The 26,561-nt window shown below is 56.2% G+C and carries 25 protein-coding genes; 17 read left to right on the forward strand and 8 right to left on the reverse strand.

Going from position 1 to position 26,561, the window contains the following annotated elements:
- The first annotated feature begins 12 nt into the window (after positions 1 to 12).
- From RZA33_RS07285 to RZA33_RS07295, 3 genes are all read left to right on the forward strand, one after another.
- A complete protein-coding gene (locus tag RZA33_RS07285) occupies positions 13 to 1,050 on the forward strand; it encodes a zinc-binding alcohol dehydrogenase family protein (RefSeq protein WP_317507192.1) in 1,038 nt (345 codons plus the stop codon).
- Complete coding sequence (locus RZA33_RS07290; RefSeq protein ID WP_317507193.1) at positions 1,047 to 2,684, forward strand: altronate dehydratase family protein; 1,638 nt, start codon at positions 1,047 to 1,049, stop codon at positions 2,682 to 2,684. The genes RZA33_RS07285 and RZA33_RS07290 overlap by 4 nt, the downstream gene beginning before the upstream one ends.
- A 159-nt stretch (positions 2,685 to 2,843) precedes the next feature.
- On the forward strand, positions 2,844 to 3,572 hold the full coding sequence (locus RZA33_RS07295; RefSeq protein ID WP_317507194.1) for an SIMPL domain-containing protein: 729 nt from the start codon (positions 2,844 to 2,846) through the stop codon (positions 3,570 to 3,572).
- Positions 3,573 to 3,627: 55 nt separating this feature from the next.
- Here the strand turns inward: RZA33_RS07295 and greB are convergent, their stop codons facing one another.
- Positions 3,628 to 4,158, reverse strand: a complete 531-nt coding sequence (greB, locus tag RZA33_RS07300; protein WP_317507195.1) for a transcription elongation factor GreB — start codon at positions 4,156 to 4,158, stop codon at positions 3,628 to 3,630.
- Between the two features lie 171 nt (positions 4,159 to 4,329).
- Here greB and RZA33_RS07305 point away from each other — a divergent pair, with 171 nt between their 5' ends.
- The 6 genes from RZA33_RS07305 (at position 4,330) to cysN (ending at position 9,571) form a co-directional block, all read left to right on the forward strand.
- Positions 4,330 to 4,989, forward strand: coding sequence for a TRAP transporter TatT component family protein (locus RZA33_RS07305; RefSeq protein WP_317507196.1), 660 nt, complete (start codon positions 4,330 to 4,332; stop codon positions 4,987 to 4,989).
- 72 nt (positions 4,990 to 5,061) lie between these two features.
- Positions 5,062 to 5,766: an NUDIX domain-containing protein gene (locus tag RZA33_RS07310; RefSeq protein WP_317507197.1), complete on the forward strand. Its 705-nt coding sequence runs from the start codon at positions 5,062 to 5,064 to the stop codon at positions 5,764 to 5,766.
- A gap of 2 nt (positions 5,767 to 5,768) precedes the next feature.
- A complete protein-coding gene (locus RZA33_RS07315; RefSeq protein WP_317507198.1) occupies positions 5,769 to 6,215 on the forward strand; it encodes a DUF1249 domain-containing protein in 447 nt (148 codons plus the stop codon).
- The gene (locus RZA33_RS07320; RefSeq protein WP_317507199.1) at positions 6,215 to 6,961 is read left to right on the forward strand and encodes a phosphodiesterase; all 747 of its coding nucleotides are present in this window, start codon (positions 6,215 to 6,217) and stop codon (positions 6,959 to 6,961) included. The genes RZA33_RS07315 and RZA33_RS07320 overlap by 1 nt, the downstream gene beginning before the upstream one ends.
- A gap of 203 nt (positions 6,962 to 7,164) precedes the next feature.
- A complete protein-coding gene (gene cysD, locus RZA33_RS07325; RefSeq protein WP_317507200.1) occupies positions 7,165 to 8,127 on the forward strand; it encodes a sulfate adenylyltransferase subunit CysD in 963 nt (320 codons plus the stop codon).
- Position 8,128: 1 nt separating this feature from the next.
- Positions 8,129 to 9,571: a sulfate adenylyltransferase subunit CysN gene (gene cysN / locus RZA33_RS07330; RefSeq protein WP_317507201.1), complete on the forward strand. Its 1,443-nt coding sequence runs from the start codon at positions 8,129 to 8,131 to the stop codon at positions 9,569 to 9,571.
- Positions 9,572 to 9,652: 81 nt separating this feature from the next.
- On the opposite strand, the gene RZA33_RS07335 is transcribed toward cysN, so the two are convergent.
- The 3 genes from RZA33_RS07335 to RZA33_RS07345 are packed head-to-tail and all read right to left on the reverse strand — an operon-like array spanning position 9,653 to position 11,923.
- A complete protein-coding gene (locus tag RZA33_RS07335) occupies positions 9,653 to 10,462 on the reverse strand; it encodes a substrate-binding domain-containing protein (RefSeq protein ID WP_317507202.1) in 810 nt (269 codons plus the stop codon).
- A gap of 28 nt (positions 10,463 to 10,490) precedes the next feature.
- Entirely contained in the window at positions 10,491 to 11,222 is a 732-nt protein-coding gene (locus tag RZA33_RS07340; RefSeq protein ID WP_317507203.1) for an ATP-binding cassette domain-containing protein, read from the reverse strand.
- A complete protein-coding gene (locus tag RZA33_RS07345) occupies positions 11,219 to 11,923 on the reverse strand; it encodes an ABC transporter permease (RefSeq protein WP_317507204.1) in 705 nt (234 codons plus the stop codon). The genes RZA33_RS07340 and RZA33_RS07345 overlap by 4 nt, the downstream gene beginning before the upstream one ends.
- A gap of 138 nt (positions 11,924 to 12,061) precedes the next feature.
- Here RZA33_RS07345 and RZA33_RS07350 point away from each other — a divergent pair, with 138 nt between their 5' ends.
- The 4 genes from RZA33_RS07350 (at position 12,062) to RZA33_RS07365 (ending at position 15,494) form a co-directional block, all read left to right on the forward strand.
- Positions 12,062 to 12,949 (forward strand): helix-turn-helix transcriptional regulator, encoded by an 888-nt coding sequence (locus RZA33_RS07350; RefSeq protein ID WP_317507424.1) that lies wholly within the window; start codon positions 12,062 to 12,064, stop codon positions 12,947 to 12,949.
- A gap of 123 nt (positions 12,950 to 13,072) precedes the next feature.
- Complete coding sequence (locus tag RZA33_RS07355; RefSeq protein WP_317507205.1) at positions 13,073 to 13,636, forward strand: type 1 glutamine amidotransferase domain-containing protein; 564 nt, start codon at positions 13,073 to 13,075, stop codon at positions 13,634 to 13,636.
- A complete protein-coding gene (locus RZA33_RS07360) occupies positions 13,636 to 14,754 on the forward strand; it encodes an App1 family protein (RefSeq protein ID WP_317507206.1) in 1,119 nt (372 codons plus the stop codon). Before RZA33_RS07355 ends, RZA33_RS07360 begins: the two co-directional genes overlap by 1 nt.
- Positions 14,755 to 14,819: 65 nt before the next feature.
- Positions 14,820 to 15,494 (forward strand): zinc metallopeptidase, encoded by a 675-nt coding sequence (locus tag RZA33_RS07365; protein ID WP_064236477.1) that lies wholly within the window; start codon positions 14,820 to 14,822, stop codon positions 15,492 to 15,494.
- Positions 15,495 to 15,513: 19 nt separating this feature from the next.
- Here RZA33_RS07365 and cmoB read toward each other — a convergent pair whose 3' ends face one another.
- From cmoB to cmoA, 3 genes are read right to left on the reverse strand one after another with little or no spacing between them, the layout of a single operon-like run.
- Positions 15,514 to 16,500, reverse strand: coding sequence for a tRNA 5-methoxyuridine(34)/uridine 5-oxyacetic acid(34) synthase CmoB (gene cmoB / locus RZA33_RS07370; protein WP_317507207.1), 987 nt, complete (start codon positions 16,498 to 16,500; stop codon positions 15,514 to 15,516).
- Between the two features lie 25 nt (positions 16,501 to 16,525).
- Positions 16,526 to 17,956 carry a phospholipase D-like domain-containing protein gene (locus RZA33_RS07375; protein WP_317507208.1) on the reverse strand — a complete coding sequence of 477 codons (1,431 nt, stop codon included), beginning with the start codon at positions 17,954 to 17,956 and terminating at the stop codon, positions 16,526 to 16,528.
- Positions 17,953 to 18,693 carry a carboxy-S-adenosyl-L-methionine synthase CmoA gene (gene cmoA / locus RZA33_RS07380; RefSeq protein ID WP_317507209.1) on the reverse strand — a complete coding sequence of 247 codons (741 nt, stop codon included), beginning with the start codon at positions 18,691 to 18,693 and terminating at the stop codon, positions 17,953 to 17,955. Before cmoA ends, RZA33_RS07375 begins: the two co-directional genes overlap by 4 nt.
- Before the next feature lie 147 nt (positions 18,694 to 18,840).
- Here cmoA and pgi point away from each other — a divergent pair, with 147 nt between their 5' ends.
- The 4 genes from pgi to serB all read left to right on the forward strand — a co-directional run bounded on the left by pgi (position 18,841) and on the right by serB (position 25,873).
- A complete protein-coding gene (gene pgi, locus RZA33_RS07385) occupies positions 18,841 to 20,523 on the forward strand; it encodes a glucose-6-phosphate isomerase (protein WP_317507210.1) in 1,683 nt (560 codons plus the stop codon).
- Between the two features lie 271 nt (positions 20,524 to 20,794).
- A complete protein-coding gene (parE, locus tag RZA33_RS07390; RefSeq protein WP_317507211.1) occupies positions 20,795 to 22,690 on the forward strand; it encodes a DNA topoisomerase IV subunit B in 1,896 nt (631 codons plus the stop codon).
- Positions 22,691 to 22,696: 6 nt separating this feature from the next.
- Positions 22,697 to 24,949: a DNA topoisomerase IV subunit A gene (gene parC / locus RZA33_RS07395; RefSeq protein ID WP_317507212.1), complete on the forward strand. Its 2,253-nt coding sequence runs from the start codon at positions 22,697 to 22,699 to the stop codon at positions 24,947 to 24,949.
- Between the two features lie 3 nt (positions 24,950 to 24,952).
- Positions 24,953 to 25,873 carry a phosphoserine phosphatase SerB gene (gene serB / locus RZA33_RS07400; protein WP_317507213.1) on the forward strand — a complete coding sequence of 307 codons (921 nt, stop codon included), beginning with the start codon at positions 24,953 to 24,955 and terminating at the stop codon, positions 25,871 to 25,873.
- Between the two features lie 285 nt (positions 25,874 to 26,158).
- Here serB and RZA33_RS07405 read toward each other — a convergent pair whose 3' ends face one another.
- A complete protein-coding gene (locus RZA33_RS07405) occupies positions 26,159 to 26,545 on the reverse strand; it encodes a Na+/H+ antiporter subunit G (RefSeq protein WP_317507214.1) in 387 nt (128 codons plus the stop codon).
- Positions 26,546 to 26,561 lie beyond the last annotated feature (16 nt).

Raw genomic sequence — 26,561 nt, forward strand, 5'->3', positions numbered from 1 at the left:
AGGAGCGCACTAATGCAAGTGCTTGTCTGTTCAAAACCCCATCATATTGAGCTGCGTGACACTAGCAGACCTCAATGTGCCCCTGGGCATGCCGTGGTGAAGATTCGTCGCATCGGCATCTGTGGAACCGATATTCATGCTTACGGTGGTAACCAGCCCTATTTTGAATACCCCCGAGTATTAGGCCATGAGCTGGCCGGTGAGATCGTAGAAGTCTCTGATGAACAAGACCAGCACCTAATTGGCAAGCAAGTTTACGTTATTCCTTACCTACATTGCGGCGAGTGCCGCGCCTGCTTGCAGCATAAAACCAACTGCTGCCAGAACATGCAGGTGATTGGTGTGCACCAGGACGGCGGCATGGCCGAGTACCTGGCTGTCCCCGTCGACCACCTAGTAGTATCGGACACCCTAAGTATTGATCAGTTAGCGCTGGTGGAATGCATGGCGATTGGTGCCCACGCGGTAAGGCGTAGCCAGCTTCAAGCCGATGAGTGGGTGGTTGTCGTCGGGGCGGGTCCTATTGGTATGGGTATTCTCCAAGTAGCCAAAAGCCAAGGCGCACGCACTTTGATGGTGGACACCAACGCCGCCAGGCTAACGTTTTGCCGCGATGTCCTGGGCGCCGATGCGATAGCAAACCCAGAGGACGTCGATGTTGCGGCCCTGATAAGCGACCTGAACGGTGGGGCGCTAGCGGATGTCGTGTTCGATGCAACCGGCAGCCCGCGCGCCATGGAAGCGGGCTTCAATCTTGTCGGCCATGGCGGGCGCTATGTGCTGGTTAGCGTGGTGAAAGCCGACATTACCTTTAGCGACCCTGACTTCCACAAGAAAGAATTGACGCTTATCGGTAGTCGTAATGCCGCTCGCGAAGATTTTGACTGCGTGGTCTCGCTGATGGAAAGTGGGGGCATCAACGCTAAAGCAATGATTACGCATCGTGCCCCTCTCGCCGAAGTGCCTACGCAAATGCCCCAGTGGTGTGACCCCGCTAACCAGGTCATCAAAGCGATGATCTCCATCGATGCTGACGAGGTGCACCCATGAGCGACTTGATTGCTAGCCAAACACCCCACCTGACGCTGCGGGTTCATGCCCTGGACAATGTCCGCGTCGCGTTGACTGACTTACCTGCTGGCACGGTGATTGAGGATCAGGGCATCAACGTTTCCCTCCCTGGCCCTGTTCGCCATAAGCATAAGTTCGCACTCGGCGATATGGCCGTCGGCGATATGGTCATTATGTATGGTGTGCGGGTGGGGAAAGTGACGCAGCCGATTGCCGCGGGCGGCGCCATCACCACTGAAAATCTGGTTCACTCGACGGAAGATTTACCCGCCAGCACTCAACAAAAAACATGGCAGCCCCCCGATGTGAGCGCGTTCGAGCAGACGACGTTTGAAGGCTACCACCGGCCGGATGGCCGAGTAGGTACAAGTAATGTCTGGTTAGTAGTGCCTTTAGTATTTTGCGAAAATCGCAATATCGAAGTGTTGCGACAGTGCGTGGCGGACGCGCTGGGGGATGACCCTTTTTATGACTACAAGCGCATGGCACGGCAGCTACTGCACGGTGACGACGCCGCTGAATCGGCACTGCCGGCAGGTGAGCAGCTATTTCCCAATGTGGATGGCGTCCGCTTTCTAGTGCATCAGTTGGGTTGCGGTGGAACGGATGGCGATGCTGGCGCGCTCTGCCATCTACTCGCAGGATACATCTGTCATCCCAATGTGGCAGGCGCCACGGTGCTCAGTCTGGGTTGCCAGAAAGCGCAGATCACGATGTTACAAGAGGCGATCAATGCCCGTGACCCGAACGGTCATAAGCCCGTTAGTTATTTTGAACAGCAACAGACTGCCAGCGAAGAAGAATTGATTCGTGATGCGCTGACGACAATTTTTGATGGCCTTAAACAGGCCAATCAGGTCACACGGCAACCAGCACCGCTCTCTGAGTTGACCCTTGGCGTTGAGTGCGGCGGCTCGGATGGTTTTTCCGGGCTTTCCGCCAATCCAGTGGTAGGGGCAGTGGTAGATCGCTTGGTAGCGTTGGGTGGCAGCGGCATTTTGAGCGAGTTTCCCGAACTATGCGGTGTTGAGCACGAGTTGCTCGCCCGCTGCCGTGACTCGCAGGTGGCTGAGCGGTTTACCGCGTTAATGGCGGCGTATCAGCGTCACGCCCACGCCGTGGGGGCAGATTTCTCCATGAACCCGTCGCCTGGTAATGTCCGTGACGGTTTGATTACCGATGCCATGAAATCAGCAGGGGCTGCTAAGAAGGGTGGCGATAGCCCCGTGGTCGATGTGCTCGATTACACAGAACCCATGACCCGCAAAGGCCTTAACCTGCTGTGCACGCCTGGCAACGACGTTGAATCCACGACGGGTCTGGTGGGTTCCGGGGCCAATCTCGTGTTGTTTACTACTGGCTTAGGCACGCCTACCGGAAACCCCGTGGCGCCGGTCATCAAAATTGCCAGTAATAGCGAGCTGGCGCGCCGGATGAGCGATGTGATCGATTTTGATGCGGGCCCGATCATTCGTGGCGAAGCCGATATCGCTGAGCTGGCCGATCAGTTGCTGCGCTTATGTATCGACACGGCTTCAGGCCGTTATGTGACCAAGGCGGTGCGTCTCTCCCAGCTGGACTTCATTCCGTGGAAACGCGGTGTCTCGCTATAGTGCGGCTTAAGCAAATAGCTCTAAACGGATTGATGTAAGCGTTAGCCGCATACTTTTCCTCAAACCTTTCTCAATCCTTCGCCGACGCGCTGAAGTTTCACGGCTATGATGCTAAATAAGCATTAAGCGATTTAAGCGACCGAGGGTGGAGGAACCAAAATGGCGGGAAGTATGCGTAATACAACGTTACTGGGAAGTGCGGTTTTGCTGGGTGGGCTGCTGGCGTTGGGGCTGGTTTGGAGCGGTAGTTATATCAAAGGCGCTGCGGAAGTATGGCAGCAGTCTTCGCGAAGCGTGACGGTGCGCGGCCTGGCCGAGCGAGAGGTGGCGGCAGACTTGGTGCTGTGGCCGTTCAACTACAGCGTTAGCGCCAATAGTTTGAGCGACCTTGAGCAACAGTTGTCCAACGACGAGCAATCGATTCGTGACTTTCTTGAGGCTCAAGGCTTCGCCGCTGAACATGTTAGCTCTACACCGCCGCGGATCACCGATCAATTCAGCAACCAATATGGCGGCCAGCGCCCAGACGAGCGTTACCGCGCAGAGGCGACCTTGCTGCTGCGCTCACCCGATGTTGAAGGCGTGATCGAAGCGATCCCTAGCGCGACTTCGCTGGTGCGTGAGGGCGTACTGCTCTCGCCCAGCTACGAATACCGCACGGAATTTTTGTTTACTGACCTGGAGGCGATTAAACCCGAAATGATTGCGGCGGCAACGGCGGATGCGCGCAACGCTGCCCAGCAATTCGCCGAGGATTCCGGTAGCCAAGTGGGCCAGATCCGCCACGCCACCCAAGGCTACTTTTCCATTGATGACATGGATAGCTATACGCCGCAAACCAAGCGCGTGCGGGTTGTCACCACGGTGGACTATTCTCTGGAGGACTAAGCGCTAATAAAGTAGTCGCTAGGACGCTAGAAGAGTGGGATTGTAGGGTTAATGACTAGCCGGTGTAATCGATGGCAGTAATGGTATAAAACGTATCGCCGTTAGGCGTCAGCACTTTGGCTTCATCGCCCACCTGTTTGCCCAGTAACGCTTTGGCCATGGGGGCATCGATGCTGATCCAGCGCTTTTGGGTGTCGATTTCGTCGTGGCCAACCACCCTGAGCTTTACCTGTTCGCCGTTTTCATCTTCTAGGCTGACATAAGCGCCGAAAAACACCTTGCTGGTGTCGGCGGGCAGGCGATCAACGGTTTGCAGCTCGTCCAAACGCTTTGTTAAGTAAGTAATGCGCGCAATGATGCGATTTAGCTCTTTCTTGTTATAGGTGTAATCGGCGTTTTCACTGCGATCGCCCTGGGCAGCCGCTTCGCCAACCTTCTCTGAAATAGCAGGGCGTTTCACCCGTGATAGGTGATCCAAAATAGCGCGCAGACGTGCCGCCCCTTCAGGTGTAATCAGGTTGCTCTTAGGGGCTTGACGCGGATCTTTTGCTGGATCGCGCCAGCGGGTCATATTGCGGCCTTTCATTACCGTTTCCCTATTAGGTCTTGAGCCCACCACCTTACGTCAATTGCGGGAAGCATACCAAACAACATACGTTTGGCGAATCATTCAAACGTTCGTTATATTTTTTGCTATATTAGTGAAAGGCCCGCTATTCGCAGGTCTACGCAAGACAACAATAATTGAGGAGACACTATGCGAACGCTTTCTTTTTCACGCCTTTCGTTGTCACGCTTGCTGGTCGCCACTGCTATCGGCAGCACGCTGGCGCTGTTGCCGCTTACCGCTAGCGCCTTTGAGGGTGAGCTTTTCTCACTCAAAAACCGCTGGGAGTACACCGTGACGGAGATGCCCGTTAATGAGCGGGAAAGCACGCTCAAGTCGTTGGTCGGTGAAGTTGAGCAGTTGGCTGAGCAACACAGCGACGAAGCTGACGTACTTGTTTGGCAGGGTATTATTTTAGCGTCCTATGCCCGCGAGCGAGGTGGTTTAGGCGCCCTGGGAACGGCCGGTGATGCGCGTGATGTGCTAGAAAAAGCGATTGAATTAGACCCACGGGGCCTGAACGGCTCAGCCTACGTGACGCTAGGCGCACTTTATGATCGTGCTCCAGGGCGGCCACTCGGTTTTGGTAATAGCGATACCGCTGAACGCATGTTCCAGCGTGCCTTGGAAATCCGCCCCGATGGCATTGACGTGAACTATTATTATGCCGCTTTCCTAGCAGAAGAAGGCAACGAACAAGCTGCTCGCGAGCATGCAAAGCGGGCGGTTCAGGGTACTGCCCGCGATAGCCGTCAAGCCTCAGACGAAGCGCTGCGCGGTGATGCCCAGGCGTTGCTCGACCAGCTGTAGTCCGTCGACTGAATTGGCATTCCCGGTGACAAGCATTGATAATGTAGCGATTATCACCACCGGGAGTGCCCCATGGCGTCTACCCCCAAGAACGACACTTTTCGACATGCGCCTTTTCGCGGCACGGCGCTTAGCGTCCCGCTTTTAAACCGCGACGATGTCGATCTGTTTAAGCGAGAAACGCTGCATCAGGGGTTTTTCCGCCTCGAAGCTCTAGAGTTGCGCCACCGGCTATTTGAAGGTGGTTGGAGCGAACCCATCCGCCGCGAAGTACACAGCCGCTTTGATGCGGTGGGTGTGCTGCTTTATGACCCCGAACGCGACTTACTGGTGCTGATTGAGCAGTTTCGAGCCGGCGCCATTGACGACAGCGTGTCGCCTTGGAAACTTGAGCTTGTGGCCGGTTTGGTGGAGGACGGCGAGTCGTTGGAAGATGTGGCGCGTCGTGAAGCTTGGGAAGAAGCGGGTTGTAAAGTCGCCGAGCTGACCAAACTTCACACCTACTACCCAAGCCCCGGGGCTTGTAACGAGCAAGTCACCCTATTTTGTGGTTTGGTAGATACCCAGGGGCTAGGAGGGATTCACGGCTTAGACGAAGAACACGAGGATATTCGTGTTCATGTCATGCCGTTTGCCAACGCTTGGGAACTCTTAACGCAAGGGCGGCTCGACAACGCCATGTGTTTAATTGGTCTACATTGGCTGAATAGCCAGCGAGCTTCATTACGCGCCGCCTCTCAGCGAGCGTTAACGCAAAGCGAAACAGACGAGGAGTGATCATGGCGAGAACGGCCTATGTCACCGATTTAAAATCGCTCCAAGGGGAGTGCAGCGCCAACTATTTACGTTTGGTGCGCTTGGTGGGCGATATGGAGGCCGGCCAGCGCCGTGAGATCGCCCTGCGTGGTAATAAACAGCATTTTGGTGATTTGCAGCTTTATATTCACGAGCAGGCGCCTTATACCACTATGGTGGATATCTCCCAAACCGGTCCGCTCGATACAGTGTTGGAAGGGCCTCGTATGCGCGTGCACCTGTATCACGATGTGCGTATGGCGGAGGTGACCGATTTTCAGCGCGAGCGTCATTTTAATGGCCGCTACCGCTACCCCAATGCGCGTATGCATCAGCCGGATGAAAAGCTTCAGCTCAACCGTTTCTTAGGCGAGTGGTTAGCGCATGGCCTTGCTCACGGTCACGTCCACTATGCGTCGGAGGCGCCTTAATGCGTGTGGTTCAAATTACCGACGCCCATCTCTATGCGGATACCCAAATGCGTTCCCGTGCGGGTGTGCCTTGGCGTCAGTTTCAGCAAGTGCTGAGTGCTGTTGTCGCTGAACAGCCCGATATCGTGCTGTTTACCGGTGATATTAGCCAAGACGAATCCGCCGCTTCCTACGCCTTGGCTGTACAGGCGCTAGAGCCACTGGCTTGCCCCTGGCACTGGCTGCCGGGTAATCACGACCAGCCTGAGTTGATGGCGGCTGAACGCCCGCTGGTCGATCAAGTGGACGTGGGTTCGTGGCGCTTCCTGCTGCTTAAAACCCAGGTGGAGGGCAAACCGTTTGGGTCGCTGGGCAGCGAACAGCTAGCTTTGCTTGATGAGCAACTAAAAGCAGACGATCGCCCCACGCTGATCGCGATGCATCACCCGCCGGTAGACGTTGGGGCAGCGTGGATGGATGCCATTGGCCTGCAAGACCGCGACGCGTTTTGGCAGCGGCTAGGTAAACACCCGCACGTTAAGATCATTCTGTTTGGTCACGTTCATCAAGCTTACGCCGAACAACACAGCGTAGGTGAAGCGACTATTGATGTTTATGGCTGCCCGGCGATAGCGGATCAGTTTCTGCCCGGTGCCGAGCAGTTTGCTATTGATGAAACTTCCCGGCCTGGCTATCGGGTTATCGATTTAGCGTGGAGCGATACGCTGGGCAGTGAGTGGCAGAGCTGGATTGAGCGTATTGATTAATAGGCCTATCGCATTATTGATTTTAGATAGATGATTTTAGATAGATGATTTTAGATAGGTGATTTAGGAATAAAAAGATAGTTATTAATTCTTTTGGGTTATTATCAGCTTGGCGTTACCCTACCTCTATTAAAATGTATATTTCTAGTACGTACACTGCTCTTAGCCTGTGTGACGAGCTTGTTTTTGTGAGGTAAGGGGCCATGACCCAATTGTCTACTGTTTCTTCAGCGTCGCAGCGAGAGGCACCAAGCGCTCCTGATGCGGCGCGCTTGACCCACCTCAAGCAGTTAGAAGCCGAGTCTATTCATATTATTCGTGAAGTCGCCGCCGAGTTTTCCAACCCGGTGATGATGTACTCCATCGGCAAAGACTCGTCGGTAATGCTGCATCTGGCGCGTAAAGCCTTTTATCCCGGCACCCCACCATTCCCGCTGCTGCATGTGGACACCACGTGGAAGTTTCGCGAGATGATTGAGTTCCGCAACCGCATGGCCAAAGAGGCGGGTATGGAGCTGATCGTGCATACCAATGAAGAGGGGCGAGCCGCCAATATCAACCCCTTCGATCACGGCAGTGCCAAATACACCGACATCATGAAAACCCAGGCGCTCAAGCAGGCGCTGGATAAATACGGGTTTGACGCGGCTTTTGGTGGTGCCCGTCGGGATGAAGAGGCCACGCGGGCTAAGGAGCGTGTTTATTCGTTCCGCGACAAATATCACCGCTGGGATCCCAAGAATCAGCGCCCTGAGCTGTGGAACGTGTATAACGCCAAGGTTAACAAAGGTGAGTCTATTCGCGTGTTCCCGCTCTCCAACTGGACCGAGCTGGATATCTGGCAGTACATTTATTTAGAGTCGATCCCCATTGTGCCGCTCTACTACTCGGCCAAGCGCCCGGTCGTTGAGCGCGACGGTATGCAGGTAATGGTCGATGACGACCGCTTGCCGTTAGCGCCTGGTGAAGTGCCGGAAGAAAAGTCGGTGCGGTTTAGAACCCTGGGCTGCTACCCACTGACCGGCGCAGTAGAATCCGAAGCGGCAACGCTTCCAGAAATTATCCAAGAGATGCTGCTGACCCGTACCAGCGAGCGCAGTGGCCGTGCCATTGACCGCGATCAAGTGGGTTCGATGGAGAAGAAAAAGCGCGAGGGCTATTTTTAATATGTCTCATCAATCTACTTTAATCGCCGACAATATCGAAGAATACCTGCACGAGCATGAAAACAAAGACCTGCTGCGTTTTATTACCTGCGGCAGCGTCGACGACGGTAAATCGACGCTGATTGGCCGTCTGCTCCACGACTCGAAAATGATCTTTGAAGATCAGCTGGCAGCGATCACGCAGGCTTCTAAAACTAGCGGCACCACCGGTGATACCGTTGACTTGGCGCTGTTGGTGGATGGCCTGCAGTCGGAACGCGAGCAGGGCATTACCATTGATGTGGCGTACCGCTTTTTCTCCACCGATAAGCGCAAGTTTATTATCGCCGATACCCCAGGGCACGAGCAGTACACCCGCAACATGGCCACGGGCGCTTCAACGGCCAGCCTGGCGATTATCCTGATCGACGCCCGCTATGGCGTGCAGACCCAGACTCGTCGCCATAGCTTTATTGCCGACCTGTTGGGTATTCAGCACTTGGTGATTGCAGTCAATAAGATGGATCTGGTGGATTTCTCCGAGCAGCGCTTCAATGAAATCGTTGCCGAATACCAAGCGTTTGCTGAAAACCTGAAGGCGCCGGATATTCGCTTTGTGCCCATGTCGGCGCTGAATGGCGACAACGTGGTCAATCCCAGCGAACAAACGCCCTGGTATTTTACCCCCGATTATGAAGGTCAGACGCTGATCGAACTATTGGAAAGCGTCGAAATTACCCGCGACCAGAATCTAAGCGATCTGCGCTTACCGGTACAGTACGTGAACCGTCCGAACCTTGATTTTCGCGGTTATTGCGGCACCTTAGCAGCGGGTGTGTTGCGCCCAGGCCAAGCCGTTAAAGTACTGCCGTCGGGTAAAACCTCGCGGGTTGCACGGGTAGTCACTTTTGACGGCGACCTGACGGCGGCTTATCCAGGCCAAGCCATTACAGTAACTCTGGAAGATGAAATCGATATCTCCCGCGGCGACTGGCTGGTAGCGGCGGATAGCGAACTACCGCTTTCGAATACCTTTCAAGCCGATATTGTTTGGATGCATGAGGAGGTGTTAACGCCGGGTAAATTGTTTGATTTTAAACTCGCCACGCGGGATCTTTCCGGCCAAGTCAGTGCGATTAATTACCAAATTGATGTTAATACCCTGGAGAAACATCCCACTCACTCGCTAGGGCTCAATGCGATTGCTCGCTGTGACGTGGAGTTGACCGCCGCTATTCCTGTCGATAATTATCGCACCAGCCCAGGCACCGGGAGCTTTATTATCGTTGACCGGCTAACCAACGTGACCGTGGGTGCCGGCATGATTCGCGGTACAGCAAGCGCGCCAGGCAGTACTTCGAATGCTACCGACTGGGCAGCGTTTGAGCAGGATCTAAATGCCCTGGTACGTAAGCATTTCCCCCACTGGGAAGCTAAAGATATTAGCGGCTTATTTAACCGCTAAAAAGCTTGGGTGCACCCACTGCAGCACAAAGCACAACGGCACGCCTTGAAGGCGTGCCGTTTTTTTGGATGAGTTGAAATATTACTCAGCGTTAGGGAAAAACAGCTGCTGACCATCTACCTCAAAATCCGCAATCGCTTGCTGGCCCTGCTCAGAAACCAGCCACTCGTGCCACTGGGCGGCGAGGTCGTGCTTCAAGTGCGGGTGACGCTCTGCCGATAGCAATAGGCTGCCATATTGATTGAATAGCGCTTCATCGCCTTCAAACAACAGCGTTAAGTCTTGCGGGTTGTCAAAGGCGACCCAGGTGGCACGGTCGGTCATGGCATAGGCATCCATGCCCGCGGCGGTGTTTAGCGTGGGGCCCATGCCGCTGCCCAACTCGCGGTACCACTCACCCTGTGGCGTAACGCCCGCATCTTCCCACAAGCGCAATTCCGCGCGATTAGTGCCGCTATCGTCACCCCTTGAGGCGAAGGGCGACTCGCTTTCAGCAATATGCTGCATGGCATCAATAACGGTTTCGCTATCGCTGATGCCCGCAGGGTCACTGCTGGGGCCAACAATGACGAAATCGTTGTACATCACATCCAGGCGTTCAGTGGCGTAGCCATCGGCTACAAACTGCTCTTCGCCAGCGGTATCGTGAACCAGTAGGCTGTCGGCATCGCCACGGCGGGCAATTTCAAATGCCTGGCCAGTACCCACGGCCACCACGTGTACCTCAATACCTGTCTTTTCAGTGAAGGTCGGGATAATGGCATCGAACAAACCTGAGTTTTCGGTCGACGTGGTTGAGGCCAGGGTGATGTAGTCATCGGCAGCCATCAGTGTGCCGCTGCAAGTCAGCCCCAGGGCGCCTGCGGTTAATAATGCGGTAGTCTTGTTCATTTCTCGCTCCTTGCTCGTGGTCCCAGGGCTACCAAACCAGTTCGCCCCGAATAAACGCCCCCGCTTCGCGTGAAGTGGGGGCGGTAAAAAAGTGTCTAGCCGGTGTGTGTTCGAGTAATTCGTTGTTATGCAAAAATAGCACGTCATCCGCTAAGCGCCGCGCCTGATGCAAATCATGGGTGGTCATAATGATGCGTGTGCCGCGATGGTGAAACTCAAGTACCGCATCTTCAACGGCTTTGATGGCAGCGGGGTCTAGCGCGGAGGTAGGCTCGTCCAAAAACAGCACTTGGGGGTTAAGCAGCCAAGCCCGCGCTAACGCTAGACGCTGCTGCTCGCCCCCGGAAAGTACCCGAGCCGGTCGTTTGGCCAAATGGGCTAAGCCAAATTTTTCTAGCGCACTCATCGCCTGCGCTTTCCGAGGTAATGCTTTAAGTTCTGGTGGCGCCACTTTGCTGATGGCTAGCACATAGGTAAGGTTATCCAGCGCAGATCGACGCAGTAGCACTGGGCGTTGGAAAACCATGGCTTGCGCAGGCTGATCACCTTGCCAGCGCACTGTGCCAGAGGTGGGTGTCAACAGGCCGTGGGCCAAACGCATTAACAGGCTCTTGCCAGCACCATTCGGACCCATGATTAGCGTTCGCTGGCAACCTGATAGGCGCAGCGTAGTTGGCTTGAGCAACGTGTTACCACGGTGCACAAAGCCCACGTTATCGAGTTCAAGAGTGGCGACGGGGGGCGTGTGATGGGCGTTCATCCCAGCCGCCTTTTAGCCGTTTCGCCAATCATATGGGCAATAGCATTAATCAGGGTGACCAGGGCAAGCAGAATGATCCCTAAACCAAGCGCCATGGGGAGATTGCCCTTGCTGGTTTCCAGCACAATGCTGGTGGTCATCACGCGGGTGACGCCATCGATATTGCCGCCCACAATCATTACCGCGCCCACCTCGGCGCTGGCGCGACCAAAGCCCGCTAGAATTACCGTTATCAACCCAAAGCGTGCGTCCCAAAGCAGGGTGGGGATCATACGCAGGCGCGTAAGCCCCAGTGAGTTCAGCTGCTCGGCATACTCGCCGTAGAGCGCTTCAACCTGCTGCCGGGTAAGGGCGGCGATAATGGGTAGTACCAAAATTACTTGCGCAACCACCATCGCTGTGGGGGTAAACAACAATCCCCACTCACCTAAGGGGCCTGCGCGTGAAAGCAGTAAGTAAACGCACAGCCCTGCGACCACAGGGGGTAAGCCCATAAGTGCATTAAGGGCGACAATCACGGCGTTATGCCCGGGAAAACGCCATAACGCCAAGGCGGCGCCTAGGGGCAAAGCTATCAGGCTGGCCGCCATCACTGCCGTCAGCGATACCTGTAGCGAGAGCATCACGATAGAGATTAACGCGCTATCCATCGTTAGGATCAGCGCGAGGGCAGTACCAAAGGCGTTGTCACTGGTCAGCATTGAGCGTTGGCGTCGTTATTAGGTGTGATTTGGCATAATGTACCGAAAAATGACCGATTGCACTGCTAGCTGAAATTAATGCAGTCTTATGCAGTAAATTGCTGGTGGTGTACCACCACCGCTAAGAGGCTCATTGTGATGACTGAACGACATGCTTATTTGACCACTGCGGAAGTCGCCGACTACCTGCGCCTGAAAGAGCGCAAAGTGTATGACTTGGTTCGCCAGGGCCAGATTCCCTGTAGCCGGGTAACAGGAAAGCTGCTGTTTCCCCGTCAACAGATTGATTTATGGGTGCTGAACCATTTGGAAGGTGATCAGGCTCAGCGTTTATCAGTGCCGCTAGTGGTTGCGGGTAGCCAGGACCCGCTGCTGGAATGGGCGGTCCGGGAAAGCGGCTCTGATTTGGCGATGCTCTGCCAAGGCAGTGGCGACGGTGTTCGGCGGTTGCTTGACGGCAAGGCGATGCTGGCGGGTATCCATCTGCTGGATGCTTCCACCCAACGCTACAATGAGCCCGGCGCGCTAGGCTTGAGCGGCATGCGTGACCTATTAATGGTGCGCTGGGCAAAGCGCCGTCAGGGGCTGCTCTTGCCCGCTAACAACCCGCTGGGCATCACCGGGCTGAGCGATTTACAACGATCCGGCGTCTGCGTCGCACACCGCCAGCCTGACGCCGGAGCAGCGCGGTTGCTGAGCTGTTTATTACAACAAGCAGGCATTGAACGCTCGGCGATAAAGTGGGCGCCGCATGCTTCTTTAAGTGAAGATGATTTAGCACTCAGCATTGGCCAGGGCGAAGCGGATGTTGGTCTGGGGGTAGAAGCTGCCGCCCATCGCCAGCAGTTGGCCTTCGTTCCACTTTGCGTGGAACACTTTGATTTAATTATGCAGCGGCGCAGCTATTTTGAACCTTCAGTACAGCGGCTGATGGTATTTGCTCATCAAGCGCGTTTTGCCGAGCAAGCGAAAAAGCTGTGTGGTTACGATATTGCGGAGACCGGTAAGATTTTGCATAACGCTTAGGGCGCTAATGGCTAGTCTCTATTCGGTAATCGGTATCGTTAGCAGGATAGCTTGACGCTGTTGTTGTATACGCCACACTTGTGGTGCGATATGAATGTACATCATCACGAAAAGGAGAGCATGATGAAGCAAGCACTCAATGGTAAACGCGTGGCTATTTTAGCTACCAACGGTTTTGAAGAATCTGAGCTGAGCGTACCGCGCGCTGCCCTGCAAAAAGAGGGTGTCGAGGTTCACGTGGTCACACCTGATGGCAAAGGGATACGCGCCTGGGCAGAAACCGACTGGGGTGACACCTATGCGGCTGATAAAGCCCTTGCCGATGTCAACGAGTCTGACTATCACACGCTGGTGCTGCCCGGTGGCCTGTTTAACCCGGATGAGCTGCGTACCAACGAAGAGGCGTTAAACTTTGTTAAAGCGTTTTTCCAGGCAGGCAAGCCAGTGGCGGCTATTTGCCATGCACCGTGGATTTTAATTAATGCGGGTGTGGTTGAAGGCCGCCGTATGACCTCAGTGCCCAGCGTGGCCCAGGATTTACGCAACGCAGGCGTTGAGTGGGTCGACGAGCCCGTTGTTGTGGACAGCGGTCTTGTGACCAGTCGTACGCCGAAAGATTTGGATGCCTTTAACGCCAAGTTACTCGAAGAGCTTCAAGAAGGGCGTCACTCCGGTCAGCACGCTTGATGGGGCTACTTCGCCAGTGGGCAAGCTTTGTTAAAAGGCTTGTCCACATTATTGCCAAACCCATCAAAGGTGACGGTAGCCGTGGCGGGATGGTGGTGCACCCTTACCGCGGTTACGGCTCCCAGCGAGAAGTATTTGTTATGGGCCGGGTGTTTCGCCAAGCGGCCCTGGGTCGAGCAATCCCACGCCATGGCATGCTACGTGATACCGCTGACGTGGCGAGGCGGATTTTTCGTCAGGGGCTCGCCAACGCCCATGTAGAAGTTCATATTGGCGAAAATAAGCTTTGTGTCAGCACCGATCGCGATGGTTATTTCGATGTGCATTTGCCGATCAGTGACCCGCTCCCGATTGATATTTCCTGGCACCGCGCCGACATTTTGGTGCATTGTCCTGGCGAGTCGCCAATACGCACCCATGTCGAAGTTTACGTGCCGCCGCCGGAGACGGATTTGCTGATCATCAGTGATATCGATGACACTGTCATGTTCACTGGCGTAGCGGAAAAGCTCAAAATGCTTTATCGCCTATTTGTCAAAAAACCTCACCGTCGTACTGCTTTTCCCGGTGTGGCAGCGCTCTATCAAGCGCTGCACCGGGGCATTGATGGGCGTGCCGAGCGGCCAATATTGTATGTGTCGCGTGGACCATGGGCGATTTACGAAATACTTGAAACCTTCTTTCAGATTAATCGTATTCCCGTGGGGCCTATTTTGTTTTTACGCGAGTGGGGAATCTCGTGGCGCAAACCTTGGCCGCGCCGTGCGGAAGAGCATAAGCGCGACTTGATCGACCGAATGCTGACCCTCTATAGCGATATGCCGTGCATTTTGATTGGTGATAGTGGCCAGCATGATCCCGAGGTGTATATCGAGATCGTCAAAGCCTACCCAAATCGAATTAAAGCGATTTATATTCGCCGTGTGGATAAAGACCCGAAGCGGGAAGTGGCGATCCAGCGTTTGCGCGATGAGATAGCAGGCATTCAATGCGAGCTAGTGCTCGCGGCCGATAGCGTGCTGATTGCCGAACACGCCCATGCCCAGGGGGATATCTCCGCCCACGGTTTAGCGGCAGTTCAACGCGATGTAGACGATCACCGCAACGATCCCGCGTAACAACGCTGTTGTCATGTCAGCCCTCATGGTAAAACCAACCCTATTGTTCGCCTTTAGAGGTCGCCATGGTTGTTTTGCTGATCATTTTTGCACTGGCCGTTTTTGTGCTGCCGAACGTATGGGCTAAATGGGTACTCAAACGCCATACCCGTGGCCGTGATGATTACCCAGGCACGGGCGCCGAGCTTGCTGATCACTTGTTGCGCCGACTAGGCATTGAGGGGGCGAGCGTTGAGCGCACCGAATTTGGCGATCATTACGACCCTGAAACGCGTTGCGTGCGCCTTTCACCGGATAACTACGATGGGCGTTCGCTAACCGCTGTCACGGTGGCTGCTCATGAGGTAGGGCACGCTATTCAGCATCATCAGGGCTATGCGCCGCTACTGGCCCGTAGTCGCTTAGTGGGCGTTGCCCAAAAAGCCGAGAAGCTCGGCGCTCTATTGATGATGGCCGCGCCGTTTCTATTCCTGTTGACGCGCCTGCCCGGTGGCCTAGCCATTGTGATTGCCATGGCGGTGATCAGTTTTGGTACCGCCGCGTTGGTGCACCTAGTGACCCTGCCGGTCGAGTTTGATGCCAGCTTTAACCGTGCACTGCCGCTGCTCAAAGAGTACGTGCCGCCTTACGATATGCCTGGCGCCCGCCACGTTCTCACCGCCTGCGCCTTTACCTACGTGGCTGCTTCGTTGGCCAGCGTGATGAACCTAGGCCGCTGGCTGGTGATTTTGCGGCGCTGAGTTTGAATGCAGGCAACTTCTATTCTGGCTTGTTAGCGATAATGACCGCCCGGCGCGGTGCTGGGTAGCCTTCAATGGTGCGGGTGCGGTCATTGGGGTCAAGAAAATCAGCCAGTGATTGGTAGGTCATCCACTCGGTTGAGCGCTGCTCGTCTAACGTGGTGACGGCTTCATCTACCACGCGCACGTTGGTAAACCCGCAGCGTTCCAGCCAGTGGCACAGCGCTTTGGAAGAGGGCAGGAAGTAGACGTTGGGCATGGCGGCATAGCGTTCTCCGGGCATAAATACCGTTTGTTCGTCGCCTTCAACCACCAGGGTTTCCAGCACCAGCTCGCCGCCGGGCGTCAAGGCTGCTTTTAGCTGCTGAAGATGTTCCAGCGGGGCAGGTCGATGGTAGAGCACCCCCATGGAGAAAACTGTATCGAAAAAGCCCAGGTTTTCCGGTACATCTTCAATGCCTACCGGTAAAAATTGTGTTCGCCCGCCATCGGCATCGCCGACAAAGTGGCGCACTGCCTGAAACTGCCAGTAGAAGCGTGGCGAAGGGTCAATTACCAGCACAAAGGCTGCGCCCGCGCCCGCCATCCGCCAAGCGTGATAGCCGCTGCCACCACCAACGTCGAGCACCTTCCGGTATTTTAGCGGCGCCAGGTGTGGAGCCACTCGTTGCCACTTCCAGTCTGAACGCCACTCGGTGTCAATATGAATGCCGCCTAGTTGAAAGGGGCCTTTACGCCAGGGGGCTAGCTTTCTTAGCAGGTTGAAGCACTGGCGCTGCTGGCTATCGCTAAGGGCGAGGTCAACGGTGACGGTATCGCTGTCCAACTGAACATGACGTCCACCGGGCAGTACGGGGAGTTTGGCGACGGCCTTTTCCCAGGCGGGCAGGTCGCCGTGGCGGTTGCGGTCGAGCCCATGGGCCAGCTGTTTCGGTAGACGCGCTAGCCAGGTGTCCAGGCCCTGGTCAATAAAGGCATGGTAGAGCTCGCGGTGGGGGTGGGTCATGGGTGTCTCGCTGTCTCACGTATGGCTAAAAAGTGCACCAGCCGCTGGCTTCCATCAGTCGATACTGCCAGTAGCGGCGACGGGAAGCGTCGAGGTATGCCTCGGGGCCAATACTGTAGTACTCGGCGTTGGTATTGTGCCAGTGGCGCTCAAAAGAGGCTTGGGCCGTTGCGATTATCGGGTCATCGCTCGCGGCGACCCACTCAAGATTGGCTTCGAAGTTGAGATCGTCGAGGCTGCGCCGCGTATAGTTAGCCGAGCCCAGCAGTAGGTGCGCAGGGCGATCGCCAGCGTGGCGTAGCAGCACCTTACTGTGAGCCTGTTCACCGTGGGTAGCGCTCCAGCGCAGTTGAATGCCGGCGGCGAGAAGGTCGTTGGCCGCCTGCCGGTTGGGGATGCCGCTGCCGGCGACGCCAAAGGCATGGTGGTTGGGGTCGAGCAGCACGCGCACCCCGACTCCTCGCGCCACCGCCCTGGTCAGGGTGGTGATGACGCCGCGGTGAGAAAGATACAGCACCTCAATATCAAGCTGCTCGCTGGCGCGGGCGTCATCAATGATCGCCAGCAGCGCGCGTTTGATGGCGCCTTCGCTGAGCAGCCTCAGGCGCGGCGCACGGCTATTTGCGTTGGTGTCAGCGGCTGGCGGCTGAGCGTGGCCGATCGTCACCCCGCTGCGGGCGGCGATCTCGCGCTCGGAGGCAAGCAGGTCGAGGGCGATAGCGCCGGAGACGCGCAGCGCCACATCGCGGTAGTCGCTGCTGTCGTCGTCGGCGTTGGCGGAGCTGACGATGGCGGTCCAGCGCTCGCCTTCATCAACCACGAGGGTCTTGCGATGGTTGGCGTTGAGGTTGAGCAGCGTTAGGTAGCTGCGCAGGCCAACCTTGCCAGGCCCGAGAGGGTTGGGTAGCCAGCCGCCGCGCGGCGAGATGGGAAGCCAGCGCAAGCATAACCGCCACAGCGCTGTCCAACTGGGGTTGGGGTCGCGCCCGATAGTCAAGTCGGTGGTGGCGATGCGGATGCCAGCCGCTTCCAGCTGACTATGATGGACAAGCTCGCGCCCGCCGTAGACGGCGTTGATAGGGTCGGTGATCATCACGATCTCAACCTCGGGGCATTGGCGCTTGCGGGCCAGCAGGGCATCGCGCAGCGCCACCGATACCTGACGATGACAGTCGTGGCGTTCGTCAGCGGGGTCGTTGAACTGAAAAATATCCAGTACGACCAGCTTTTCGGCCTGTCCGATCAGGCGCAATATTTCGTCGAAAATTTGCTGCCTGCAGTGGCGCTGGCCGTCGGCATCGACAAAGGTCTCGTCGAGCAGCAGGCGTGGCGCTATCGGCGAACGCCACTCGCCTTTGACGCTAAGGCCAGGGGGTAAGGGCTTGCGCGAATGCCACCAAGCGGTAGTCAGATAGATAACCAGTGCACCAGCGGCCAGCAAGACCCAGATACTCATGGCTTAAAGGCAATCAGTGAGGCGAAGTTCAAATACTGGAACCAAGTCATTGAGCGTGGAAAGCCTGCCTGCTTTAGACGTTCGTGAAGGGCTTCGAGCGTGTCCGGCACCAGCACATTCTCAAGCGCCGTGCGCTTCTGGCTGATTTCTAAATCGCTGTAGCCATTGGCGCGCTTGAAGTCATGGTAACGCTCCACTCGCCAAGCGTTGTCGCGCTCGTCGGCATCCACGGTTTTTTCCGACAGAATGAGTACGCCGCCGGGTTCCAGTGCGTCATATAGCTGTGCTAACAGCGCATCGCGATCGGCGGGGGGCAAAAACTGAAGCGTAAAGTTAAGAATGATCATCCCCGAAGGCGCATACTCGAGAGTACGAATATCGGCTTCTTCCACGCGCATGGCATGGTTCGGGCATTCTTCTAAAAAGGTTTGGCGAGCCTGTTCGACCATGGCCGGTGACAGGTCTACCCCGGTGTAGCGAAAAGCGTCGGCGGGCAGCGCGCCAGCAAGGGCCAACCCCGAGGCGCCCAGCGAACAGCCCAGATCGTAAACGTGGGCGCCGTGGCGCAGGTGGCGCTGGGCGATTAAGCTCAGCATGCCTAGAATCTGCCCATAGCCGGGCACCGAACGACGAATCATGTCGGGGAAGCACGCGACGACCTGTTCATCAAAGGAAAACCTCGCCACCTTGTCTAGGGGTGTCGAAAAGATAGCGTCGCGGTAAGATGCATCACTCATGGTCAAACCAGAATTAATAATAAGGCTGCGTAGTTTACGCGTCCTTTGTAAGTCAGAACAGCAAGTCAGAACAGTAAGTCAGAACAGTATGCCGGAACAGTATGCCGGAACAGACCCTGCACGGAACGACGCCACTGGAGATGCCACATGGCCTCAGCATCAAACGCTACCCCCGATACCTTACCCGCGTGGCAGACGCTGAAACATCACGCTGAAACGCTGCAGCATGTTCACTTGAAAACACTGTTTGGTACCGAGCCTTCCCGCTGGGAAAGCTTTACTCGCCAGGTGGCGGGCTTGACGCTGGATCTTTCCAAGCAGCGCTGGGATGACGATACGCTGGAACATCTGTTTACCCTGGCCAGCGAAGCTGGCGTGCCTTCCGCCATTGAGGCACTGCTAAGCGGTAAGCGGGTGAATGTCAGCGAAAATCGCCCAGCGTTACACACGGCGTTGCGTTTGCCCGCCGATGCCACGCTTGAGGTTGAGGGTGACGATATCGTTGCGGCTGTGCATGAGAGCCTGGCCCAGATGGAGCGCTTGGTTGGCCGATTGCATGCCGGCCAGTGGCGAGGTGCCACTGGCAAGCCGATTCGGCACGTGGTGAATCTGGGTGTCGGTGGTTCCGATCTGGGGCCGCTCATGGTTACCCATGCGCTAGCGGATTATCGTCCCAAAGATATTCATCCGGTAGAGGTGCATTTTGCTTCCACCATGGACGGCTCCCAGTTAGCGGATTATCTCAGCCGCTTGAACCCTGAAACTACCCTCTTTGTACTGTCGTCTAAGTCATTCACCACCATTGATACGCTGTCTAACGCTAACACCGCGCGGGAGTGGCTATTGAGCCAACTCACCCAGCACGGCGCGACACCGATCAGCGCTGAGTTAGTCGTGCGCCAACATTTTATCGGAGTGTCGGCGAGCCCAGAAAAAATGGCCGAGTGGGGCATTGCTGACGACCACCAGTTAACCTTCTGGGAGTGGGTAGGCGGACGCTACTCGCTATGGGGCACCATTGGATTGCCGATTGCGCTGGTGGTGGGGATGGAAAATTTCCGCGCGTTTTTAGCCGGTGCGCATTCCATGGATCGCCACTTCGCTAAGGCAGAAATGGCCGAAAATCTGCCCGTGCTGCTGGCGTTAGCGGGCATTTGGAACGTCAATTTCCTGGATATTCGCGCCCACTCTATTTTGCCCTATGACGGGCGGTTAGAGTATTTCGCCGCCTATCTTGAGCAGTTGGAAATGGAATCCAACGGCAAGTCGGTCACCCGCCAAGGCCAGCCGATCAACTACTCCACCTGCCCGGTGCTCTGGGGCCAGCTGGGTCCCAACGCTCAGCACGCGTTCTATCAGTTGCTGCACCAAGGCACCCAGCCGGTGGTGTGCGATTTTATCGCACCGCTGAAGCGCTATGACGAAGTGGAAGACCCGGATACGCGTCGCCATCTGAAAACCCAGCACCGCCTAGCGTTGGCCAACTGCTTTGCCCAATCGCGCGTGCTGATGCTTGGCGACGATGCCCTGGAAGAAGACGGCCCAACGCCAGCGCACAAACGTTACCGGGGCAACCAGCCTTCGACCACGGTGCTGCTCGACCAGCTTACCCCTGCGACCCTGGGTTCGCTTATCGCGCTATACGAGCATAAAGTCTTTGTTCAGGCGGTGATTTGGGATATCAACCCGTTTGATCAGTGGGGCGTTGAACTGGGCAAAAAAATTGCCACCGATACCCAGAAAATCATTGATCACCAGGGCGATCTATCGCGTATGGATGCGTCCAGCCGGGGCTTGATTGAAGCGTTTTGGGCGGCTGAACATGAGTGAATTAAGCAGATAGTGAGCCGGGGCTAACCCGGCGATAGGTCTACGAGGAGGCGCTGTGAACCCATCCTTGGGCGCTACATTTGCCATCCATGGCAAATGACCTCCTCTACGACCTATCCCCGGCGCCCCTGGCATAAGCATGAAGCATGGCTAGATATACAGCTTTTTGCTTTTCCGCTATCCTGTGCCTCTTTGTCAGCCGCCACTCACTCATTTAAGTTAAGTATCCAGCACGGCTTGCCAGCACTATTTCTCAGGGAACCGACGTTACATGACCCAGTTTGATGCCTCTCAGTACGGCGCGAGTTCCATCGAAGTCCTGTCGGGGCTCGAGCCGGTACGTAAGCGTCCCGGTATGTATACCGACACCACACGCCCCAACCACCTTGTTCAGGAAGTCATCGATAACAGCGTTGATGAAGCGCTAGCGGGCCATGCCACCGAGATTAACGTCGTGCTGCATAGCGACGGCGGGATCGAAGTGCAGGATAACGGCCGTGGTATGCCCATCGACCTTCACCCCGAGCACGGCGTATCGGGCGTGGAGCTGATCTTTACCAAGCTTCATTCGGGGGGCAAATTCTCATCCACCAGCTACCGCTTTTCGGGCGGCCTGCACGGCGTCGGCGTTTCGGTGGTGAATGCGCTTTCGCGCCGCTTAGATGTCGAAGTCACCCGCGATGGCGCCCGCCATGCCATGGCCTTCGAGTTCGGTGCAAAAGTCGAAGAGCTGCACGAAATCGGCAAAGCCCCCAAGCGCGCAAGTGGCACCCTGGTGCGTTTCTGGCCGGACGAAAGCTACTTCGACAGCCCCAAGCTAGCACTAACTCGGCTGAAGCATCTGCTGCGTGCCAAAGCGGTGCTCTGCCCAGGGCTAAAAGTCACGCTGGTAGAACCTGACGGTACCTCAACCGAGTGGGAGTTCGCCGATGGCCTGCGCGACTATTTGGTTGAAGCGACCGACGGCTACGAAGTGCTGCCCAAGGAGCCTTTCGTCGGCCACTTTAGCGATGATGAGCACGGTGTGGACTGGGCGATCCAATGGCTGCCCGAAGGCGGCGAAGCGCTAATGGAAAGCTACGTTAACCTGATCCCCACCCCTCAGGGCGGTACGCATGTGAATGGTTTTCGCTCGGGGCTGCTAGACGCGCTTCGCGAATTCTGTGAATACCGCAACCTGTTGCCCCGCGGTATCAAGCTCACCGCTGATGATCTCTGGGAGCGCACCTCCTTTGTGCTTTCGGTAAAAATGCTCGACCCGCAGTTTGCCGGGCAAACCAAAGAGCGGCTGTCATCGCGTACGATTGCTGGTTTTGTTTCCGGGGTCGTTAAAGACGCTTTTTCGCTATGGCTGAACCACCACGTGGATCAAGCCGAGGCGATTGCCGAGCTGGTGATCAGTGCGGCGCAGAATCGCCAAAAGAAAGCCAAAAAAGTCGCCCGTAAAAAGGTCACGTCTGGCCCGGCGTTGCCCGGCAAGCTGGCGGATTGCTCCGGTCAAGACCCTGCCCAAAGCGAGCTGTTTCTGGTTGAAGGTGACTCGGCGGGCGGCAGCGCCAAGCAGGCACGTAACCGCGAAACTCAGGCGATACTCCCGCTGCGTGGTAAAATCCTCAATACCTGGGAAGTGGAAACCCACGATATCTACGGCTCCCAGGAGGTGCACGATATCGCCGTCGCTATTGGCGCCGACCCCGGCAGCGCTGATCTGGAAAAACTGCGCTATCACAAGATTTGTATTCTCGCTGATGCCGACTCTGACGGCCTGCACATTGCCACGCTGCTGTGTGCGCTGTTTGTGCGTCACTTTCCAAGCCTGGTAGACGCTGGCCATGTGTATGTCGCCATGCCACCGCTTTACCGTATCGATCTGGGTAAAGAAGTGCACTACGCCCTGGATGAGAGCGAAAAAGCCGCCATTCTCAAGCAACTGGCCAACAAACGCGGCACGCCTAACGTACAGCGCTTTAAAGGCTTGGGTGAAATGAGTCCGCTACAGCTGCGTGAGACCACCATGTCGACGGAAACCAGGCGCCTGGTGCAGCTCACCTTAACGGAGGGCGACGGCACCATGGAAATGATGGATATGCTGCTGGCCAAGAAGCGCGCCAGTGATCGCAAAAAATGGCTGGAAGATTACGGCAACCTCGCAGACATTGAGGTATAACCCCCGATGACCATGGATATTCAAGTAGCGGAGGGAGATGTAGAACAACTCTCCCTGCGCGACTACACCGAAAAAGCGTATCTCGACTACTCGATGTACGTGATTCTCGACCGCGCCTTGCCTAACATTGGCGATGGTATGAAACCCGTGCAGCGGCGGATTATTTACGCCATGCGCGAGCTGGCGCTGCACGCCAACGCCAAGTACAAAAAGTCAGCGCGTACCGTCGGTGACGTGCTGGGTAAATTCCATCCCCATGGCGATAGCGCCTGCTACGAAGCCATGGTGCTCATGGCGCAGCCTTTCAGCTACCGCTACCCGCTAGTAGACGGCCAAGGCAACTGGGGTAGCCCCGATGACCCCAAATCCTTTGCCGCCATGCGCTATACCGAGGCCAAACTCTCCAAGTTTGCTGAAGTGCTGCTCGGCGAGCTGGGTCAAGGCACCGTCGATTGGGCGCCCAACTTTGACGGCACCATGCAGGAACCGTTGGTACTGCCAGCTAAATTACCCCATGTGCTGCTCAACGGCGGCACGGGGATAGCTGTGGGCATGGCCACTGATATCCCGCCCCATAACGTCTCGGAAATCGTCGAAGCTACCTGCCATCTGCTGCGCAACCCCAAGGCCACCACCACCGATCTGATAGAATTTGTGCCTGCGCCGGATTTCCCTACCGATGCGGAAATTATTACCCCGCCTGCGGATCTGCGGAAGCTCTACGAATCCGGCCGTGGCTCGGTCAAGCTGCGTGCTCGCTACATCCGCGAAGAAGCCAATATTGTGATCACCGCCGTGCCGTATCAGGTCAGCGGCGCCAAAGTATTGGAGCAGATTGCGGCGCAAATGCAGGCCAAAAAGCTGCCCATGGTGGCTGACTTGCGCGATGAGTCGACCCACGAAGAACCAACGCGCCTGGTGATTGAGCCGCGCTCGAACCGCATTGACGTTGAGTCGCTGATGGCGCACCTGTTCGCCACCACCGACCTGGAAAAGAACGTGCGGGTGAACATGAACGTGATCGGCCTGGACGACCGTCCACGGGTGATGCCGCTGCCCGAAATGCTGGGTGAGTGGCTGCAGTTTCGGCGCAGCACGGTGCGCCGTCGTTTAGAGCACCGCTTAGGCAAAGTCGAAGACCGGCTGCATATCTTGGAAGGCTTGTTGATCGCTTATCTTGATCTGGACGAAGTGATCCGCATTATTCGCGAGGAGGACGAGCCTAAAGCCTCGCTGATGGCGACGTTTAGTCTCTCCGAGCGTCAAGCTGAAGCCATTCTAGAGCTGCGCTTGCGCCATCTTGCCAAGCTCGAAGAGATGAAAATTCGCGGCGAGCAGGACGAGTTGGAAAAAGAGCGCAAATATTTAGAGGGGCTTTTAGGCAGCGAAGCCAAACTTACCACGCTGATCGAAAAAGAGATACGTGCGGCGGGTAAAGAGCACGGCGATGAGCGCCGCTCACCGCTGGTCGAGCGTGAAGAGTCCAAGGCGCTTTCAGAAGTGGAGTTGCTGGGCGCTGACCCGATTACCGTGGTGCTATCGGATAAAGGCTGGATCCGCGCCGCCAAGGGGCACGATATTGACCCTGAAGGGCTCTCCTATAAAGCCGGGGATAGCTTCCAACTAGCGGCGAAAGGTAAAACCAATCAGCCGCTGGTACTGCTGGATGATACCGGACGCGCCTATACGCTATCGGCGCACAACCTACCCAGTGCTCGGGGGCAAGGTGAACCGGTCACCGGGCGTGCCAACGTGGCCGCCGGGGCAAAAATGGCGGGCCTGATGTTCGCACCGCTGGAACGGCGCTTCGTGCTTGCCACCGACGGCGGTTATGGCTTTGTGGCGCGGCTTGATACGCTCACCGGTAAAAACAAAGCTGGTAAATCAGTACTTAGCCTGCCCAAAGGCTGCAATGTCATGGCGCCGGTTGAGGTGCCCGAAGGCGACGAGCTGTGGGTTGCCTCGGTTTCAAACGAAGGCCGATTACTGCTGTTCCCCTTGGATCAGTTGCCGGAAATGGCCAAAGGCAAAGGTAATAAAATGCTCGATATCCCAGGCCCGCGCGCTGCCCGTCGGGAAGAGTTTGTTACCGGCATTGTGGTGCTGGAGGCAAGCGATGCCCTCGTTATTCATGCCGGTAAGCGTAAGCTAACGCTTAAAGCCAATGATCTGGCGTATTATCGCGGCGAGCGCGGTCGTCGCGGCAGCAAGCTGCCCCGCGGCTTCCAAAAAGTTGACCGGTTAGAGGCTGGGGAATAAATGATGGAAAGCGGTGATTTGATCTTAACCGTTTTAGCGCCGCGACTGACCGCGGAGATTCAGGCACAGGTAAACGCCTTGGTGGTGCAGTTTGGTCTTGAGGAGAAGAGCACTCAGCGCCTTGCCGACAGACAGCATGGTGAACGTATCGACTGCATTGAGCATCGTCTGTTGGGTGAGGTGGATGTCGATGCCGTTCGCAACGCCGCGCTGGTACTCAGCGAAACACTAAGCGTGGATGTGGTTATCCAAGCCGATACTCGCAATCACGTTCAACCCCGTTTGGTCTGTTTTGATATGGACTCCACGCTGATCAAGGCTGAAGTGATAGACGAACTGGCGCACCGCCATGGCGTGGGCGACGAAGTCGCTGAAGTCACTGAACGTGCTATGCGCGGAGAGTTGGATTTTAAGGCGAGCTTTCGCGAGCGGATGAGCAAATTAGCCGGTTTGGATGAGTCTGTGCTGGCCGAGATAGCCGCCGAGTTACCGCTGATGGAGGGGGTTGAGCGGCTGATGGCCAATCTCAAGCGCTTGGGCTACCGCACCGCGATCCTCTCCGGCGGGTTTACCTACTTTGCCTGCTACTTGCAGGAAAAACTCGGCTTTGACGAAATTCACGCCAACGAGCTGGTAATTGAAAATGGCAAGGTAACCGGCGAAGTGAGTGAACCGATTGTCGATGCCGAACGTAAAGCCGAGCTGCTGGAAACCATTGCGCTACGTAAAGGTTTTAGCCTGGAACAAACCATTGCCGTGGGCGATGGTGCCAACGACCTGAAAATGCTCGCCAAGGCGGGCATGGGGGTCGCCTTCCGCGCTAAGCCCATGGTGCGAGCCCAGGCACGCCAGGCGATTTCTACCGTAGGCCTTGATGGTGTGCTCTATCTGTTGGGCCACCGTCAGCAGGACTTAACGCCGTAAATCCTGCTGTGGCACAACCGCGCGAAATGCCATTGCGGAGCCTGCGACGCGGCAATCTACGCAGCCCAACCCGAGATTGCCGCGCTTCGCTCGCAAAGACAAAGCGAGACTGCCGCGCTTCGCTATGACCCACTACATGTCCTTGCGAGGAGCGCAGCGACGCGGCAATCTCAACCTTCGGTGGCAAACAACCCCGAGATCGCCACGCTTCGCTTCGCGATGACAAAACCCAACCCCGAGATTTCCGCGCTTCGCTCGCAAAGATAAAGCGAGATCGCCGCGCTTTCAGCCATGGCCTTTATCTGGGTGGGGAACCGGCTTATCGCCTACTTCTTCAGATTTTAGCTCTACCGGTTTGCCCAGGGTTTTCTCAACATGCCTTAAACGCAGGTGCAGACCAGATTTGGCGAGCAGGTGAGCGCTGACCGGAGCGGTGATAAACAAGAACAGCGTAATCAGTAGTTCTTGAATGTCAGGTTTACCGTCTACGCTCCAGAAATACAGCATCGACGCGATTAGCATGCAGCCGATGCCTAGCGTGGTCGCTTTGGTGGGGCCGTGCAGGCGCATATAAAAATCGCGCAGGTGGGCCATGCCCAGCGAGCCGATAAACACAAAAATACCGCCTGCGATCAGCAGCAGCGAAATGATTACTTCAACTATGGCTGACATAGTGCCCCCTGACTTT

This window comes from Halovibrio sp. HP20-59 (assembly GCF_033052795.2).
GTDB lineage: Bacteria > Pseudomonadota > Gammaproteobacteria > Pseudomonadales > Halomonadaceae > Vreelandella.